This is a genomic window from Marinobacter sp. SS5-14b, assembly GCF_030541005.1.
GTDB lineage: Bacteria > Pseudomonadota > Gammaproteobacteria > Pseudomonadales > Oleiphilaceae > Marinobacter.
Genome location: NZ_JASSVM010000004.1, coordinates 128,122 through 143,066, shown reverse-complemented (window position 1 = coordinate 143,066; position 14,945 = coordinate 128,122). Strand labels below are relative to the sequence as shown.

17 protein-coding genes and 1 pseudogene are annotated in these 14,945 nt (G+C 58.3%); 8 read left to right on the top strand and 10 right to left on the bottom strand.

Translation table 11 applies throughout. The features are described 5' to 3' along the window. Window positions 1-111 precede the first annotated feature (111 nt). Genes QPL95_RS10615 through QPL95_RS10595 form a run of 5 tightly spaced genes read left to right on the top strand, consistent with a single transcriptional unit; the run spans window position 112 to window position 3,569 of the window. The gene (locus QPL95_RS10615) at window positions 112-468 is read left to right on the top strand and encodes a cytochrome c (protein ID WP_303290945.1); all 357 of its coding nucleotides are present in this window, start codon (window positions 112-114) and stop codon (window positions 466-468) included. A gap of 25 nt (window positions 469-493) precedes the next feature. Then, complete coding sequence (locus QPL95_RS10610) at window positions 494-1,696, top strand: cytochrome D1 domain-containing protein (protein ID WP_303290944.1); 1,203 nt, start codon at window positions 494-496, stop codon at window positions 1,694-1,696. Window position 1,697: 1 nt separating this feature from the next. Then, complete coding sequence (locus tag QPL95_RS10605) at window positions 1,698-2,444, top strand: hypothetical protein (protein WP_303290943.1); 747 nt, start codon at window positions 1,698-1,700, stop codon at window positions 2,442-2,444. Continuing rightward, on the top strand, window positions 2,441-3,223 hold the full coding sequence (locus QPL95_RS10600) for a CbbQ/NirQ/NorQ/GpvN family protein (RefSeq protein ID WP_303290942.1): 783 nt from the start codon (window positions 2,441-2,443) through the stop codon (window positions 3,221-3,223). The genes QPL95_RS10605 and QPL95_RS10600 overlap by 4 nt, the downstream gene beginning before the upstream one ends. Continuing rightward, window positions 3,195-3,569, top strand: coding sequence for a hypothetical protein (locus tag QPL95_RS10595; RefSeq protein ID WP_303290941.1), 375 nt, complete (start codon window positions 3,195-3,197; stop codon window positions 3,567-3,569). The genes QPL95_RS10600 and QPL95_RS10595 overlap by 29 nt, the downstream gene beginning before the upstream one ends. Before the next feature lie 193 nt (window positions 3,570-3,762). Here the strand turns inward: QPL95_RS10595 and QPL95_RS10590 are convergent, their stop codons facing one another. From QPL95_RS10590 to QPL95_RS10565, 6 genes are read right to left on the bottom strand one after another with little or no spacing between them, the layout of a single operon-like run. After that, the gene (locus QPL95_RS10590) at window positions 3,763-4,002 is read right to left on the bottom strand and encodes a cytochrome C oxidase subunit IV family protein (protein WP_303290940.1); all 240 of its coding nucleotides are present in this window, start codon (window positions 4,000-4,002) and stop codon (window positions 3,763-3,765) included. A 12-nt stretch (window positions 4,003-4,014) separates the two neighbouring features. Continuing rightward, window positions 4,015-4,590, bottom strand: coding sequence for a cytochrome c oxidase subunit 3 (locus tag QPL95_RS10585; RefSeq protein WP_303290939.1), 576 nt, complete (start codon window positions 4,588-4,590; stop codon window positions 4,015-4,017). 11 nt (window positions 4,591-4,601) lie between these two features. Beyond that, window positions 4,602-6,425 carry a nitric oxide reductase activation protein NorD gene (locus QPL95_RS10580; RefSeq protein WP_303290938.1) on the bottom strand — a complete coding sequence of 608 codons (1,824 nt, stop codon included), beginning with the start codon at window positions 6,423-6,425 and terminating at the stop codon, window positions 4,602-4,604. A gap of 14 nt (window positions 6,426-6,439) precedes the next feature. Continuing rightward, a complete protein-coding gene (locus tag QPL95_RS10575) occupies window positions 6,440-7,390 on the bottom strand; it encodes a 4Fe-4S binding protein (RefSeq protein ID WP_303290937.1) in 951 nt (316 codons plus the stop codon). Window positions 7,391-7,450: 60 nt separating this feature from the next. Then, window positions 7,451-8,866, bottom strand: coding sequence for a cbb3-type cytochrome c oxidase subunit I (locus tag QPL95_RS10570; RefSeq protein WP_303290936.1), 1,416 nt, complete (start codon window positions 8,864-8,866; stop codon window positions 7,451-7,453). Window positions 8,867-8,876: 10 nt separating this feature from the next. Continuing rightward, window positions 8,877-9,326 carry a cytochrome c gene (locus tag QPL95_RS10565; protein ID WP_303290935.1) on the bottom strand — a complete coding sequence of 150 codons (450 nt, stop codon included), beginning with the start codon at window positions 9,324-9,326 and terminating at the stop codon, window positions 8,877-8,879. Window positions 9,327-9,516: 190 nt separating this feature from the next. Here QPL95_RS10565 and QPL95_RS10560 point away from each other — a divergent pair, with 190 nt between their 5' ends. Further along, window positions 9,517-10,434: an AEC family transporter gene (locus QPL95_RS10560; RefSeq protein WP_303290934.1), complete on the top strand. Its 918-nt coding sequence runs from the start codon at window positions 9,517-9,519 to the stop codon at window positions 10,432-10,434. Between the two features lie 9 nt (window positions 10,435-10,443). Here the strand turns inward: QPL95_RS10560 and QPL95_RS10555 are convergent. Both QPL95_RS10555 and QPL95_RS10550 read right to left on the bottom strand, forming a co-directional pair. Next, window positions 10,444-11,349, bottom strand: a pseudogene (locus QPL95_RS10555) (cation diffusion facilitator family transporter). A gap of 37 nt (window positions 11,350-11,386) precedes the next feature. Then, a complete protein-coding gene (locus QPL95_RS10550; RefSeq protein ID WP_303290933.1) occupies window positions 11,387-12,283 on the bottom strand; it encodes a cation transporter in 897 nt (298 codons plus the stop codon). 91 nt (window positions 12,284-12,374) lie between these two features. Here QPL95_RS10550 and QPL95_RS10545 point away from each other — a divergent pair, with 91 nt between their 5' ends. Together QPL95_RS10545 and QPL95_RS10540 are read left to right on the top strand one after the other, a co-directional pair. Further along, entirely contained in the window at window positions 12,375-12,725 is a 351-nt protein-coding gene (locus QPL95_RS10545) for a DUF3147 family protein (protein WP_303290932.1), read from the top strand. Between the two features lie 68 nt (window positions 12,726-12,793). After that, on the top strand, window positions 12,794-13,225 hold the full coding sequence (locus QPL95_RS10540; protein WP_303290931.1) for a hypothetical protein: 432 nt from the start codon (window positions 12,794-12,796) through the stop codon (window positions 13,223-13,225). Between the two features lie 36 nt (window positions 13,226-13,261). Here the strand turns inward: QPL95_RS10540 and QPL95_RS10535 are convergent, their stop codons facing one another. Both QPL95_RS10535 and QPL95_RS10530 read right to left on the bottom strand, forming a co-directional pair. Further along, the gene (locus tag QPL95_RS10535; protein ID WP_303290930.1) at window positions 13,262-14,782 is read right to left on the bottom strand and encodes a deoxyribodipyrimidine photo-lyase; all 1,521 of its coding nucleotides are present in this window, start codon (window positions 14,780-14,782) and stop codon (window positions 13,262-13,264) included. Continuing rightward, a complete protein-coding gene (locus QPL95_RS10530; RefSeq protein ID WP_081697541.1) occupies window positions 14,779-14,922 on the bottom strand; it encodes a DUF2256 domain-containing protein in 144 nt (47 codons plus the stop codon). The genes QPL95_RS10535 and QPL95_RS10530 overlap by 4 nt, the downstream gene beginning before the upstream one ends. Between the last annotated feature and the right edge of the window lie 23 nt (window positions 14,923-14,945).

Genomic DNA, 14,945 nt, shown 5'->3' with positions numbered 1-14,945 from the left:
CCCGTGGGTATGCCCAAAGATCACTGGATACCTACAGGAAATTTAAGCAATATCAAGGTTCTGGTTTCCTCAGCGCCGCAGCATGGCAAAACAGGTTCAGGAGATGTGGGAATGAATCGCTCGGGTCGTAAAGCGTTCAGGTATTCGGGAGTTCTGGCTGTGCTAGTGTTGATGCCGGCACTCGCGTTTTCCGCAGAGCCCAAAACCGAAGCGGAGCTGAAAAATTTTGTCATACAGGATTGTGGTTCCTGCCATGGCTTGACGTTTAAAGGTGGCCTGGGGCCACCACTCCGGCCTTCGGATATCGATCCGCTGCCGGAAGCGGCCATTGAAGCCATTATTCGTGAGGGGGTTCCTGGTACGGCCATGCCGCCCTGGAAAGCGCTGCTGACGGACCAGGAAATTGCCTGGATCAGCAAGCAACTGAAATCTGGTGCTTTACTGGATGACGGTGGCAGCAACCCATAACCCTGTTATCGACCAAGGACATACCATGAGAAAACTGACCTCCCTGATCGCAACATTCATTGCTGCAACTCTGTTGTCCGGCTGTCAGACCATGCAGTCTCAGGAACCGGTCGAGTTGCGCGGTACCGGTGATCTGGGCCTGATTGTTGAGCGGGCGACTGGCTCGGTGTTGGTGATCGACCATTCGGAACACGACATTCTGGGGCGGGTTGAAGGCTTGGGTGACCTCTCACACGCCTCCGTGGTGTATTCCCGGGATGCCCGATACGGTTATGTGTTCGGGCGCGACGGCGGCCTCACGAAGGTGGATTTGCTAACTCAACAAATTGTTAACCGGGTGATCCAGTCCGGCAACAGCATTGGTGGTGCTATTTCTCAGGACGGTCGCTATGTAGCGGTGTCCAACTATGAGCCGGGCGGCGTGAACGTGTTCGACAGTGAAACGCTGGACACCGTGCTGACTCTGCCGGCGAACTATGTCAACGACAACGGTGAGCAGGACCAGTCGAAAACCGTCGGTCTGGTCGATGCTCCCGGAAACCAGTTCGTTTTCAGCCTGTTCGAGGCCGGGGAAATCTGGACCGTGGATATGATGGCTACACCCCCAGAAGTCACCCGGCATCCCGCAGGTAAAGAGCCCTACGATGCACTGATCACCCCGGATGGCCGCTATTACATTGCGGGCCTGTTTGGCGAAGATGGCTTGTCGATGATGGATTTGTGGCACCCGGAGCAGGGCGCTCAGACTATCCTGCCGGACTATGGTAAGGGTGAGCAGCGCTTGCCGGTCTACAAGATGCCGCACCTGGAAGGCTGGGCGATTGCGGATGGCCACGCATTCGTGCCCGCGGTTGGTCGCCACGAAGTCTTGGTGGCGAAGATGGACGACTGGAGCATGGTGCAGCGTATTCCCGTTCAGGGTCAGCCGGTGTTTGTGATGGCCAGTCCGGATAACCGCCAGATCTGGGTCAGTTTTGCTCACCCGAAGAACAATGTGGTGCAGGTGATTGATTCCCAGACCCGTGAGGTTGTACGCACCCTGGAACCTGGCAAATCGGTATTGCACATGGAATTCACGCCTCGCGGTGAAGAGGTGTGGGTGTCCTCCCGGGATAGCGACCGCATTACCGTGTACAACACTCGTACGCTGGAGGAAGTCGCCACACTTCCGGCCCAGAAGCCCTCGGGTATCTTTTTCACCAACCGGGCGCACGCCCTGGGGTTGTAAGGTGAGTATCCGTTGCTGGTGGGTGATGGCCACGCTTGTGGCCGCAGTACCGGCTGCGGGCGCCAGCGAGCCAATCCGGCTGCGTGTGCTGACAGAGCTGGAGTCAACATCGGTAGCGAAGAACCGGATGGAAGCGTTTCTTGCCAGGAACGGATGTGTCGCCGAGCTTGTGTTCGAGCCGGGGGCACCCAGCCACCTGAGCTTTCATCCCGGCGAGGGCCGGGGTGAGCTTTTTCTCCGGGCGTTGAGTCGACGTGGCACCGCGCCGGTGCCTGTGTGGGTCACCCGGGCAACGGCGGGCGTTCGCGGGCTTGCCGAGCTGCAGGGGCGGGACGTCTCAGTGGTTGCCGGAGCCGATCCGGTGGGCGGCGAGCTGGCGCTGGAGGCGTTGGCGCAACAGGGTGTCAGGCCCTCGAGGGGGCAGCGCTATGAAGCTGCAGATTACAGTTCTGCGCTGGGGTTGCTGTTGCATAACAACACCCACGCTGCGGTCTCTGAACTGGCATTTGTACAGCCTCTGATGGCGACGCAAAGCTTGGTTATTACCTGGCAGGGAGCGACAGTTGAAGGCGCCGGGTGGTATGCCGGAACACAGGAGTTTGACCCTGAAGGGGCCGTGGCCCCCTGTCTCACCGCTCTCGCAAAGCTGAAAAGACAAGACGACCGCCAGATCTTTCAGATTTTTCCGGAATGGGTGCATCAGTTTTCTGCACCCGAATCCAGGCAACATAAGGAATCCAGTCAATGACGTTTTACCAGCCAGCAGGCAACGAAGTAGAGCTGTTCCGTGCAGCGGCCGACAACGGTCTTCCAGTACTGATCAAAGGCCCGACAGGATGCGGTAAAACCCGTTTCGTGCGTTACATGGCCGAGCAATTGGGGCGCCCGGTTTATACCGTCGCATGTCATGATGATCTCACCGCTTCTGATCTGGTGGGTCGCCACCTGATCGGTCCCGATGGCACCTACTGGCAGGATGGGCCTTTGACCCGGGCGGTCAGGGAAGGTGGCATCTGCTATCTTGATGAGGTAGTTGAAGCAAGAAAGGACACCACGGTTGTGCTGCACCCGTTGGCTGACGATCGCCGGGAACTGCCGATCGAGCGGACCGGTGAATTGTTGAAGGCCGCGCCCGGCTTCATGCTGGTGGTCTCCTACAACCCGGGCTATCAGAGCTTGCTGAAGGGCATGAAGCCGAGCACCCGGCAGCGGTTTGTTTCGATGAGCTTTGATTACCCTGAGCCGGAAGTAGAGCAAACCATTGTTCAGCAGGAATCTGGCTGTGATGCGGATCTTGCAAAGCAGTTGGTGGGCCTGGCAACGTCGTTGCGTAAGCTGAAGGACCACGATCTGGAGGAGGCTGCTTCCACGCGGTTGTTGATTCATACGGCTTATTTGATGGCGTCAGGTATGCCTGCGGTGGAGGCCTGCAGGGCCGGTATGATCGAGCCTCTATCGGATGACGCGGTGACCGTTAACGCACTAATGGAGGTGGTGTATGCCTTATTCGGGCAGTCGGAAGAATGAATCGCCCGGGGCAATTGCCCCGATTGCTTGGTATTTGTTGAATTTGTTGGCATTGCCGATCATTGGCTTCGGGGTGTTGTTGTGGATGTTCCTGAAGTCGGGGGAGGCCAGTGCGTTGCGCCGGGCTCACAGTAAGGCGGCGGTGTGTATGTCGGTTCTGGGTGCGGTTTTGATCGGCTCTGGTGTGGGGATTTCCTGGTTGCTGTTTGGCAATACGGGGAATTTCTGGACCTTTGCGATTGTCTGGGCCATCGTGCTGCACACGTCGTTTGTGCTTTGGGGTATGGTCGCGTTGGCTCAGGCTATTGGCAATAAGCCCCCTTATTTTCCGCGGCGCTTTTTGTGAACTCTTGATTATGGGTGAGGTCGCGGCCGGGTAGGCCTTCCCAAAACACGCTCCTTGCGGCACATCCATGTGGCGCTTGGGCTCCGCCATCCATGGCTCCGCACAGTTTTGGGAAGGCCTACCCGGCCGCTCCTTCTGACAGTGTCACGGGCTTCCGCGAATTCAGTCCTGGCGCTTGCTCCAGATTCAGGTGTCAACCAGCGGCGTGAACTCCTGCCAGAACTGCAACCACTACAATTGCCCAGCCCTGTGACGCCAGTCGCCAGCCGAGCGGCGCGTGTTTCATTTCCATGAAATGGTCCACCAGCAGTACCGCTTTGACAATCACCAGCGCGAACACCAGCCAGATCAGAATCAGAGGGTCGGCACCCATCTGCATGGCGATTACCGGTGTCATGGTGCAAATTATCAGGATGATATAAACCGCTAACATGGGCATCTCTCCTTACGCCAGAACATAGAGCATGGGGAACAGCACCAGCCACACGAGGTCGACCATGTGCCAGTACGAGGCGCCGGATTCCATGCCGTTCATGTCGTCGCCGTTGTAGTCGCCTTTTTTCACCTTTACGGCCAGGACCACCAGGATGATCTGGCCCAGCACGACGTGCATGAAGTGGAAGAAGGTCAGGAAAAAATAAAACATGAAGAAGGTGTCGGTACCCAGGTTGTAGCCGTTGGAGTACAGGTCGGCGTATTCCCAGATTTTGCCGAAGGTGTAGATCGATGAGGCGGCGATGGCGCCCCAGAGCAAAGCTGAGGCCCCGGTCTTGCGATCGCGCAGGCGGTGTACCGACAGGGCGACCAGGTAGCTGGCGGTGATCAGGCCGATGGTGTTGATCAGGCCGGTCCAGGGGTGAAGGGCTTCCCGCCCTGCGGAGAAGGTAGCCGGGTCCAGGCTGCGGGCGACGCCGAAGCCGATAAACATAATGCCGAAAACGGCTAACTCCGCGAAGATAAAAAACCAGACGGCGATGTCGCCTGGCAGGTGCCGTGTACGTTCGATTTGAACGTTAGCCATTACAGTCTCCGTTAACGGGTCAGGTTCAGGTAAAGCTTGGGTAGCTGAGCGGGTAGCTGCGTGGGGTCTTTGATGACCACGAAGTTGCTGCTGCCGAAGACGTAGGGCAGGTATTCGTTGGCTTCTTCGTCAATGGTCACGCAGAAGGGGGTCAGGCCTGCCCGGTGGGCTTCCTGAACGGCCATTCGGGTGTCTTCCACGCCGTAGCGGCCTTCGTACAGGTCCAGATCGTTGGGTTTGCCGTCGGTCAGCAGTAACAGGATTTTCTGGTGTTCGGGCCGGCCCCGCAGCAGTTTGATGGATTGGCGGATGGCAGCGCCCATGCGGGTATAGTAACCGGGTTCCAGTGCCTGAATACGGCCACGGGTGGTGTCGTTGTAGGGTTCGTCAAACCCCTTTATGTGGTGAAAGCGAATGTGGTCCCTGCGCCGGGATGAAAATGCAAACAGCGCGAAGGGGTCGCGGCTGGCGGTGAGGGCTTCGCTCAGCAACTGCAGGCCGTCACGGGCAATGTCGATGACCCGTTGGTTGTTGTTGATGAAGGTGTCGGTGGACAGCGAAATATCCGTCAGCACCAGGCACGCCAGGTCACGCTGGTTCTGCTTGCACTGGCGGAACAGTTTCTGGTCCACCTCACCAATCCCCCGCTTGTGCTGGACGACACGCTCCAGGCAGGCGTCCAGATCCAGCTCTTCACCTTCCAGTTGCCGGCGTTCCCACTGGCGCAGGGGCTTCAGGGCGTTGAACTGCCTGCGTAGGGTCTGGGCGGAGCGGTTCAGGCGTTCTGGCAGCGGAGACGGAACGGCATCTTTACTGAGCATTGGCTGCAGGCAGCAGAAGCTTTCCCGGTAGTCCTGACGCCGCCAATCCCATTCCGGCAGGTGAATACCCGGACCCAGAAACAGGTCGTCGTTTTCCTCGGAGGGCAGGTCCAGGTCGAACTTGATGGCCGATGAGGCTTCGCGACGATCCTGGGAGACCGAGATCATATCCATGTCGTCGGCTACGGCGTCGGCATCGTCTTCTTCGCTGTCATCGCCGGCCCTATCGATGGGGATAAATTCAGACCAGGAGAACATGCTCTCAAGCCGGAACAGCATGAGCCCCTGATCTTTATCGAAAGCGTCTACCCGCTCGGCGCGACGGCGTTTGCGTTTCTTTGCCAGACCGCCGGATTTGGACAGGGTGTTGTCATCGCCAATGACCTGTCCAGTCAGTTTTCCTCGGCCTAGAACCGGATAGAGCCAGAGCACAACGGGCCAGGGGTCGGTGAGGGCATCGGGCAGGTCATCTACGCTGCCGGGGTGAATCAGGGCTTGCCGAATGGCGGCCTCACGCTTGCCTTCGTTGCCGGGCAGGCTTTCCGGAGTTGGCCGCCACCGCAGGGTGTGTTTGACCAGCCGCTGGTACATGGGCTCCAGGCCCGGCCAGCGGGCAAGCAGCTCCTGCACCATAGCCTGATTGCCCTTGAGCCAGCTGTGATGGTTAATCTCGCCCAGAGAGGCCAGGGCCGCAAGCCAGAGATAAAGTTCACGGTTGACCTTGAAGGACGGAAACAGGGCCAGCCGGTCTGGCAGCCGCAGGCTTTCCTCGTCGCGCCAGGCCAGTTCAAATTTGCGGTGGGTGCCCGCCAGTTTCTGCAGGAATTTTCGGCGAATCTGAAAGTGTCTGGGCTCGGCCATAACCAGGCTCAGGGCCGGATCGCCGCCCATCGCTCGGAACAGTACGCCCAGGGTGCGGGCTTCGTCTTTCAGATGCACGGCGTATTCGGGAAACTCGCCCATGGCCTGGCGGGTAACGTAGTCGTGCCACTTTAATCCGACCCACTCTTCCATATCGACTCCTGATTTCAGACGCGAGCTTGGCGCGGTGAGTTGTCCACCTGACGCACGGGAATCAACACCGTTTGCTTGCTCGGTGTGCCGGGCTCCCAGGTTAACAGGGAACCCGCCGGGTTATCTTTCTGTACCTCGCGGCAGGCGCTGACGCACTGCAGGCACTGGGTACAACTGAATTTTGCCCGCTTGTGGCTGCGGGTGGGCAGCCGCATGGGGCAGGCCTCGTCGCAGGCCTTGGTGCAATCCCGGCAAGCGGCTGCGCGCTTGGTGTCGAAGGTCACTACCCGGCCCTTGCCGTTGGTCATCCAGGCGATGCTTTGCACCAGACCTACGGCGCAGCCGTATTTGCAGAACAGGTGCCGGGCGAACAGAAAATCAAAGGTGAAAACGGCGGTGGCCACCGCCAGAAAAATGGCCGGGTACAGGCCGATCTGGCCGGTGACCAGGTCGGTGTACAGCGGGATTGGTGGGAGCAGGTAGGACAGCAATGCCAGAGCCCAGGAGAATCCGATCAGGGCGCAAATAAACGTAAGGCCGGCCCAGTGGATGGCTTTGCCGGTGCTGCCTTTTCTCAGGGCTTCCCACAGGGTGGGGCGGCCGGTGATGCGGGTCATCAGGTCGTTGATGGTTTCGACAACGGAAAAGTGCGGGCATAACCAGCCACAATAAAGGCGGCCCCACTTGAACGCGATCCACAGCGCCAGGGGAACCAGAACCAGAATCGGCAGTATGAACCAGAACAGAATCTGCCCGGCCACTTCGGCGGGCGTGCTTTGGGCTACCCAGTCGAGATTCAGGTTAAACGAAAGCGGGAAACCCAGCAGTACGAAATGGGTTTCGGTCAGGTCGTAACGGAAGATATTGAGGACAGGCGCAAGCAGGAACAGCAGGAAAAAGGCGCAGCGGGTGATCAGGCGCTTCTGCTGGAGGGTGTCTTTCGGGTTAACGGTTTGCGCATGCACGAAGGTGGTCCAGGGTTGAGGTGAGTGCCGGGGCCCGAAGGCCCCGGCGATATTGCCCTATCAGGCGTCAGCGGTAGCGGGACCACGGACTTCTTCGGCAGGGCTTGCCTGGCCCTTGATGAAGAAGCTGCCGAAGTACACCACCAGACCGGCCATGAAGAAAGCACCGGCGACGAATCGCAACCAGTAGAAAATGGCGATCTGATCCTGGCCCGCCATGAACGACATGGCATCACCGCTTTCCGGAATCCGCTGCAGCCAAACCTGCAGGACACCAGCGCCGGTCAGGAACAGGGTGATGAACACCATGGAGATGGTCATCAGCCAGAAGCCCCACATTTCTACAATCTGTGCGGTATTGCTGTTGCCGTAAGGACGGCCACGCATGATCGGCACTGCGTAGGAAATGATGGTCAGTACGATCATCACGTAGGCGCCGTAGAACGCCATGTGACCGTGTGCAGCGGTAATCTGGCTACCGTGGGTGTAGTAGTTCACCGGAGCCAGGGTATGCAGGAAGCCCCACACGCCAGCACCCAGGAACGCCATCACGGTTGTACCCATGGCCCACAGCAAGGCAGCCTTGTTCGGGTGATTACGGCGGCGACGGTTGATCATGTTGAAGGCGAAGACCACCATCATGAAGAACGGCAGCGGTTCCAGTGCAGAGAACACGGAGCCCAGCCACAGCCAGTACTCAGGCGGCCCAATCCAGAAGAAGTGGTGCCCGGTACCGATGATGCCGGTAATCAGCGCCATGGCGATGATCACGTACAGCCACTTCTCGATCACTTCGCGGTCCACACCGGTGAGCTTGATCAGTACATAGGCCAGGATGGCGCCCATGATCAGTTCCCAAACGCCTTCTACCCACAGGTGAACCACAAACCACCAGAAGTACTTGTCAGTCGCCAGGTTGCTGGGGTTGTAGAAGGAGAACAGCCAAAGCACGGCCAGACCGATCAAACCGGTCATCAGTACAATGTTGACGACGGTTTTACGACCTTTCAGGGCCGTCATGCCGACGTTGTAGAGGAAAGCGACCACAACCACGGCAATACCGATCTTGGTAATGGTGGGTTGCTCAAGGAACTCCCGGCCCATGGTGGGTAGCAATTTGTTCAGGGTGACATCCGCCAGGGTGGCGTAGTCCACAAACAGGTAGCCAAGGATGGTCAGAGTGCCGGCAGCAGCGAACACCCAGAACAGAATCCACGCCAGCAACGGGCTGTGCAGCTCAGTCTGTGCTTCTTCCGGAACCATGTAGTAGGTTGCGCCCATAAAGCCGAACAGCAGCCAGACAATCAGCAGGTTGGTGTGCACCATCCGCGCAACGTTGAAGGGGATTTCCGGAAACAGGAAGTCACCCACAACGTATTGGAGACCCAGAATCAGGCCGAACACAATCTGGCCGGCGAACAGAATCAGGGCAAAAATGAAGTAGGGCATCGCTACCCGTTGAGATTCGTATTTCATATCTGCTCCCTCAGCCTTCGATGTTGGGCGGCCAGTTGTTATCGTCAATCTTGGACGTCCATTCCAGGAATGCTGCCAGTGCTTCGATATCTTCATCGCTCAGGTTGAAGTTCGGCATCTGACGGCGACCCGGAATATTGGTGGGCATGGCGTTCATCCAGGCGTTCATGTACGCCTTGAATACTTCAGTGTCACCACCGCCACGGCGATCGAATACGTTCGCCAGTTCTGGTGCAAAGTATGCACCCTCACCCATCAGGGAATGACAACCAACACAGTTGTTGTTCTCCCACAGGTGCTTTCCCCGAACCACTTGCTCGGTCAGCTGGTCTCGGTTATCCCGCTCGGGCATAGCCCGAAGCTGTGTGTCAAAAGTCAGGGCCAGGAACAACAGGACGAAGAATGCGCTTCCCCCCAGATATATGTTCCTGGCCATGCTTTTGGTAAAGCGCTCGGCCATTGGTCTCTCTCCTTGGTTGTTTGGAATACCTGACTGCGCCACTAGGATATAAAGATGTATCAGTGATGCTATTGATCATTATCAAAGAACCCCGGAGGTTTCTCTATTGCGCCGGGGAGTTACCTCCGGAGAGGTAGGTGCTAGACTTCGCAGCCTGCCTGTCCAGTTACGTTTTTCTCATGGAGTGCCGATGGCCGCTGCGTTTGCCCTTTTCTTCAAGCTGATCCCGCTCTACGTCACGGTTGGGCTGGGCTGGATTGCCGGCCGTTACCTGGAGGCCAGCGGCCGGCACATTGCCGGCATCATGCTGTACATCGTCACGCCGTCTGTGGTGTTTTCCGGTGTCATGGCGGCGCCGCTGTCGCCCGAAGTCATCCTGTTGCCGTTCCTGGTGTTTGGAATTTCCTCGGTACTGGGTATTGTTCAGCTGAAGCTGGCGAGGAAGGTCCTTACCGATGGCAGTGCCAACATCATTCCCCTGTGCGTGGGTTCCGGTAACACCGGGTACTTCGGGGTGCCGGTGGCGTTGCTGCTGTTCGGGGAAGAGGGGCTGGGGCTTTATATCGTGTGCATGCTGGGCACCACGCTGTTCGAGAACTCAGTGGGCTTCTACCTGGCGGCCCGGGGCCGCTACAGCATCCAGGATGCACTCTGGCGAGTGCTCAAGCTGCCTTCGGTGTACGCCTTTCTGGCGGCTGTTGCCCTCAATCTGTCGGGGGTGGGCATTCCGGAGATCTTCGTGCCGCTGTTCGACAACCTGCGCGGAGCCTACAGCATTCTGGGCATGATGATTATTGGCATGAGTATTACCAGCTTCCGCGGGATGGCGGGTAACGTCCGCTTCACTGCACTGGCATTTTTCGGCAAGTTTGTGGTCTGGCCGCTGGTGGCAATTCTGTTCTGGTGGATTGATTCCACCATACTGGGCGTCTACGAGCCAGCGGTGCACCAGGCCATGTTCCTGATTTCCATTACACCGATTGCCGCCAACACGGTGGTGATTGCCACTTTGCTGGATACTACGCCCAAACAGGCCGCCGGCACCGTCATGCTGACGACGCTGTTCGGCCTGGCGTTTATCCCGGTGATGATCTCACTGGCTTTCTGAAGCTACTCTTCAGTGGGCTGTCCCGTTCGGGCAGAGGGCGCCTCCCCGTTCCCACTGAATGGTGGTGTGATGGATGTTGAACTCGGCCGCCAGCATGGATGACGCCTGGTGGATGGCCTCGTCATCGCCTTCCGGGTCCGGCTTGACCAGATGAACGGTCAGCGCATTTTCGGTCGTGCTCAGGGCTCAGATGTGGAGGTGGTGGGCTGACTGCACGCCTGGCAAGCGTTCGAGGTGCTTGCGGACCGTGGCGGGGTCGATACCCTTGGGTACGGCGTCGACCGCCAGGTTGACGGATTCTTTCAGCAGCTGCCAGGTGCCCAGGAAGATAACCACGGCAATAACCAGACTGATGACCGGATCGATCCAGTGGAGATTGGTGAACATCAGCACTGTGCCAGAGATCGCCACGCCCACGGACACTGCCGTGTCGGCGGCCATGTGCAGGAACGCCCCGCGAATGTTGAGATCCCCTTTCTGCCCTTTGAGAAACAGCAGCATGGTGATGCCGTTGATCAGGACGCCGATCCCGGCAACGATAACCACAATCAGGCCTGCGACCTCGGCAGGGTTGCTCAGGCGTTGCAGCGCCTCCCAGGTAATTCCACCGACCGCCGCAATGAGTATCAGGGCGTTGAACAGGGCTGCCAGAATGGTGGTTTTCTTCAAACCGTAAGTTTTGCTGTATGACGCAGCCTTGCTGGCCAGCCAGCTGGCAACCCAGGCCAGAATCAAGCCCATGACATCACTGAGGTTGTGGCCAGCATCGGCGATGAGCGCCAGAGAACCGGACAGCACGCCATAGGTCGCTTCAATAACTACGAACAGGGTGTTGAGGATGATCGCGATTGCAAAGGCGCGGTTATGGGTGTCGAAGTGATGGCTGTGATCGTGGCCGTGGTCGTGACTGTGCATTCTTACCTCTATGGCAACATTTTTTGAGGGTGGTGATTCAGCCTTTCAGGGCCAGAATACGCCGGGCGCCGTTGAGAACAATCAGGCCCACGATGGTGCCGATAACCAGGTCCGGGTAGTTGGAGCCGGTCCAGGCAACCAGTGCCCCGGCAAGGATAATGCCCAGATTGATCACCACATCGTTGGCTGAAAATATGTAGCTGGCCTTCATGTGGGCGCCGCCTTTCCGGTGTCTGGAAATTAACAACAAGCAGGCGGTATTGGCGATCAGAGCCAGAAAGGCAATGGCCATCATCAGCATGGACTCTGGTTCACTGCCAAACACAAATCGCCGGCCGACTTCGATCAGCACGCCGAGTGCCAGAACAAGCTGCAGAACACCCGCTATGTGAGCGGCGCGAACCTGCATTTTTACCCCATGCCCCACCGCATAAAGTGCCAGTCCATACACGGCCGCATCGGCAAACATGTCCAGAGAATCGGCAACCAGGCCGGCTGATTGGGCCATCAGGCCCATGACCATCTCAAACACGAACATCAGCCCGTTAATGGCCAGCAGAATCCACAGTGTGCCTGCCTCCTGTTGCGGGTTTGCTCCAGAGGTGGCGGCCCCCTGAAGGGCCTCTGCACTTGCCTTGCGGGTACCCTGGAGTTCCGCACCCAGCCCCAGAGTGGCCAGCTTTTCGGTAATTGGCTCGGCTTGTCCGTTATGCAAAACTTCAAGCTTACGGCCTGGCAAATCGAATGACAGCCCCTGAACAGCGCCTAATCCCCCCAGTGCCATGCGGATCATTCGTTCTTCAGATGGACAGTCCATTTTTGGAATGCGGTAGCGGCTCAACCATTCACCCGTGGCGGTGGGAATATCGGACTGGGGTATTTCTTCTGCAGCAGATTTTTTGCCGCTACAGTCGTTTTTGCAGGACTCCGTCATTCACAGCTCCGGTTCATCAATGTGATGGTGCTATTAGAAAACCTGTTAGTTACTGTAGGGTCAAGACTCTTTATTGCGAAGGAGAAAACGAATGGCATGGCTGATCACCAAATACGCCATCACCGCCGCACTGGTGGTGCTGATTTCTGAAGTGGCAAAACGCAGCGATAAACTCGGTGCGTTGATTGCCGCGCTGCCGACCGTGACGGTGCTGGCGATGATCTGGATGTACCTGGAACATCAGTCGGGCGAGAAAATTGCCAATCATGCCTGGTACACCTTCTGGTACGTGCTGCCCACCCTGCCGATGTTTCTGTTGTTTCCGTTCCTGTTGCCCCGGTTCGGATTCTGGCCGTCATTGGCGGGCAGTGCGGTACTCACCATCGTTTGCTTCGGCGGGCTTGCGCTGGTCATGAAGCGTTTCGGTGTGGGTCTGATGTAAGGCTCGGCGCCTGCTCTGTTCTCGTTTCGGCTCCACTGCTGGTTTTTGCCCAGGGGAATGCCGGTCAGATGGCCCGTGGTGGCATGATGAACCAGGAGCAGATGCAGCAAATGAATCAAAACATGGCACAAATGCAGGCCATGAGGCAGGAAATGCGCAATGCGAAGTCGGATGAAGAGCGCCAGCGTATTCGCGAAAAGCATATGGAATACATGCAGCAGCATATGCAAATGATGCGTGGCGGCATGAGAGGCCAAGGCCAAGGTCAGGGTCAGGGAATGATGGGGCAGCGTCAGGGGCAGGGTCAGATGGGAAGTGGCCAGGGTGGAATGGGTAACCAGTCCCGGAAGCAGTCTGCCAATGCCGGCGGTGCCCAGGCAGGTAGTTCCGGCATGGACGCTGATCAGCGCCTGGAGATGATGGAGCAGCGCATGGATCAGATGCAGCTGATGATGGAGCAGATGCTGGAGAACCAGGCGCAGAGCCCGAGAGGGCGGTAAACAAACTGGGAGCTTGTTGTTTTTCCGTTGAGTGATTTAATCAAATAAAGACAGCTGGTTGTCCGGCGTCTGCTTGGCTGCTGCTTTCGGCCGTGTTTGATGCGGCCCCTTGCGGCTGCCGTGGCGGTCCAGTACCCGGCCAGTCTCTTCTCGGCTTACGTATTGTTTCCGGAAGTCGCCCACCGCCTTGCGCGCCGCCCGGGCCGCCTGTTCGTGGTCGCACACCGGGGCAATGTAGGTGTTGCCGCCGAACTTCGCTTTCTGGGTGGGCGTCATCAACCAGGGGGTATGGATCATTTCCCGGGGCACCCCGGCCAGCTCGGGAATCCAGCGCCGGATAAATTCGCCGTTCGGGTCCAGCTTCTGGCTTTGCAGCACCGGATTGTAGATGCGCAGGGCATTGATGCCGGTCAGGCCGGATTGCATCTGGGCCTGGGAATAGTGAATGCCCGGCTCGAAATCGGTGAACAGTCGCGCGAGGTGCAGGGCCGGATCACGCCAGTGCAGCCAGAGTTGATAGCTGGCCACGGCCATCAGCATTGCCCGCATCCGGAAGTTGAGCCAGCCGGTGTGCTGCAGGCTGCGCATGCAGGCATCCACCAAAGGCCAACCGGTTTGCCCTTGCTGCCAGCGCTGTAGCCGTTCGGAATTGTTCGGCCCGGTTTTCATGCCCTCCAGTTCCCGGTGCATGGCGCGGAACTCCAGCTCCGGCTCGTCTTCAAGTTTCTGGATGAAGTGGCAATGCCAGTGCAGACGGGAGCGGAAGCTGGTCAGGCTTTTCTGTTTCCGGGGCAGGGTATTCCGATGATTGCCGGCCGCCTTGGCCTGTTGGTAGATCTCCCGGAGGCTGACGGTGCCGTAGGAGATGTGGGGACTCAGCCGGGAACAGGCGCGAACCGCCGTGTTCGGGCTGGAAATGTTGTACTGGTAACCCACGCACCGGCGTTCCAGAAACGACGCCAGTAACTTCTCACCGGGGCTGCTGCCGCCGGTTTGCCGGCCCGGGCACGGGTCTGCTCCGGTGGCGCCCGGTTCAAGGCTACGCCATGCCACAGACGGAATAGAGCCGACAGCGGGTACGCAGCGGGGTGCCTCAAGCGCGGGCTGTCTCATCAATTCGGTCCAGGCCCTGTCCCAGATGTCCCGGTCTTTAAGCCGGCGAACCACGCCGAACTGGTTCCACTCTCTGAGCTCCACCTGGTTGTCGGAACACCACTGGACAACGGCCTTGTCGCGCTCGAAGGTCCACTGGCCGCCGGTTTCCTGGTGGCAAAACACTCTCCGGATGCCATGGCTGGCTTTGAGCTGACGGAGCGCTTCGATGACCGACCCCCGGGTGACTAGCAGTTGGTTGCCCGCTGTTCGCAATTGTCGATCCAGATCATCAAGGGAGTCGCGGATAAAACCCCATTGCCGGCCGCTGGTGTCTGGCTGCTGCCAGTATTCGTCTTCAATGACGTACAACGGAATCACCGGTTCAGCCAGAGTCGCGCCAGCCACCAGCGGGGCGTGATCGCGGGTGCGTAGATCCCGCTTGAACCAGACCACGGTGGTCATGGCTGCGTGCTCCGGGCGCGGCGGCAGCGTTCGCTGCAATAACGAACATTGTCCCAGTCTTTTGCCCACTTCTTGCGCCAGGTGAAGGGGCGCTGGCAGACCGGGCAGGTTTTTTCGGGCAGGTGTGGTTTTTTGTGCATCCGGGGTTTTTGGTTTTTACTGA

Coding starts and splice junctions, on each gene's coding strand:
- QPL95_RS10565 (WP_303290935.1), bottom strand. CDS start 9,326: ATGGCCGAGCGCTTTACCAAAAGCATGGCCAGGAACATATATCTGGGG.
- QPL95_RS10590 (WP_303290940.1), bottom strand. CDS start 4,002: ATGTTAGCGGTTTATATCATCCTGATAATTTGCACCATGACACCGGTA.
- QPL95_RS10600 (WP_303290942.1), top strand. CDS start 2,441: ATGACGTTTTACCAGCCAGCAGGCAACGAAGTAGAGCTGTTCCGTGCA.
- QPL95_RS10580 (WP_303290938.1), bottom strand. CDS start 6,425: ATGGAAGAGTGGGTCGGATTAAAGTGGCACGACTACGTTACCCGCCAG.
- QPL95_RS10570 (WP_303290936.1), bottom strand. CDS start 8,866: ATGAAATACGAATCTCAACGGGTAGCGATGCCCTACTTCATTTTTGCC.
- QPL95_RS10560 (WP_303290934.1), top strand. CDS start 9,517: ATGGCCGCTGCGTTTGCCCTTTTCTTCAAGCTGATCCCGCTCTACGTC.
- QPL95_RS10540 (WP_303290931.1), top strand. CDS start 12,794: ATGGCCCGTGGTGGCATGATGAACCAGGAGCAGATGCAGCAAATGAAT.
- QPL95_RS10535 (WP_303290930.1), bottom strand. CDS start 14,782: ATGACCACCGTGGTCTGGTTCAAGCGGGATCTACGCACCCGCGATCAC.
- QPL95_RS10550 (WP_303290933.1), bottom strand. CDS start 12,283: ATGACGGAGTCCTGCAAAAACGACTGTAGCGGCAAAAAATCTGCTGCA.
- QPL95_RS10585 (WP_303290939.1), bottom strand. CDS start 4,590: ATGGCTAACGTTCAAATCGAACGTACACGGCACCTGCCAGGCGACATC.
- QPL95_RS10595 (WP_303290941.1), top strand. CDS start 3,195: ATGCCTTATTCGGGCAGTCGGAAGAATGAATCGCCCGGGGCAATTGCC.
- QPL95_RS10545 (WP_303290932.1), top strand. CDS start 12,375: ATGGCATGGCTGATCACCAAATACGCCATCACCGCCGCACTGGTGGTG.
- QPL95_RS10615 (WP_303290945.1), top strand. CDS start 112: ATGAATCGCTCGGGTCGTAAAGCGTTCAGGTATTCGGGAGTTCTGGCT.
- QPL95_RS10610 (WP_303290944.1), top strand. CDS start 494: ATGAGAAAACTGACCTCCCTGATCGCAACATTCATTGCTGCAACTCTG.
- QPL95_RS10530 (WP_081697541.1), bottom strand. CDS start 14,922: ATGCACAAAAAACCACACCTGCCCGAAAAAACCTGCCCGGTCTGCCAG.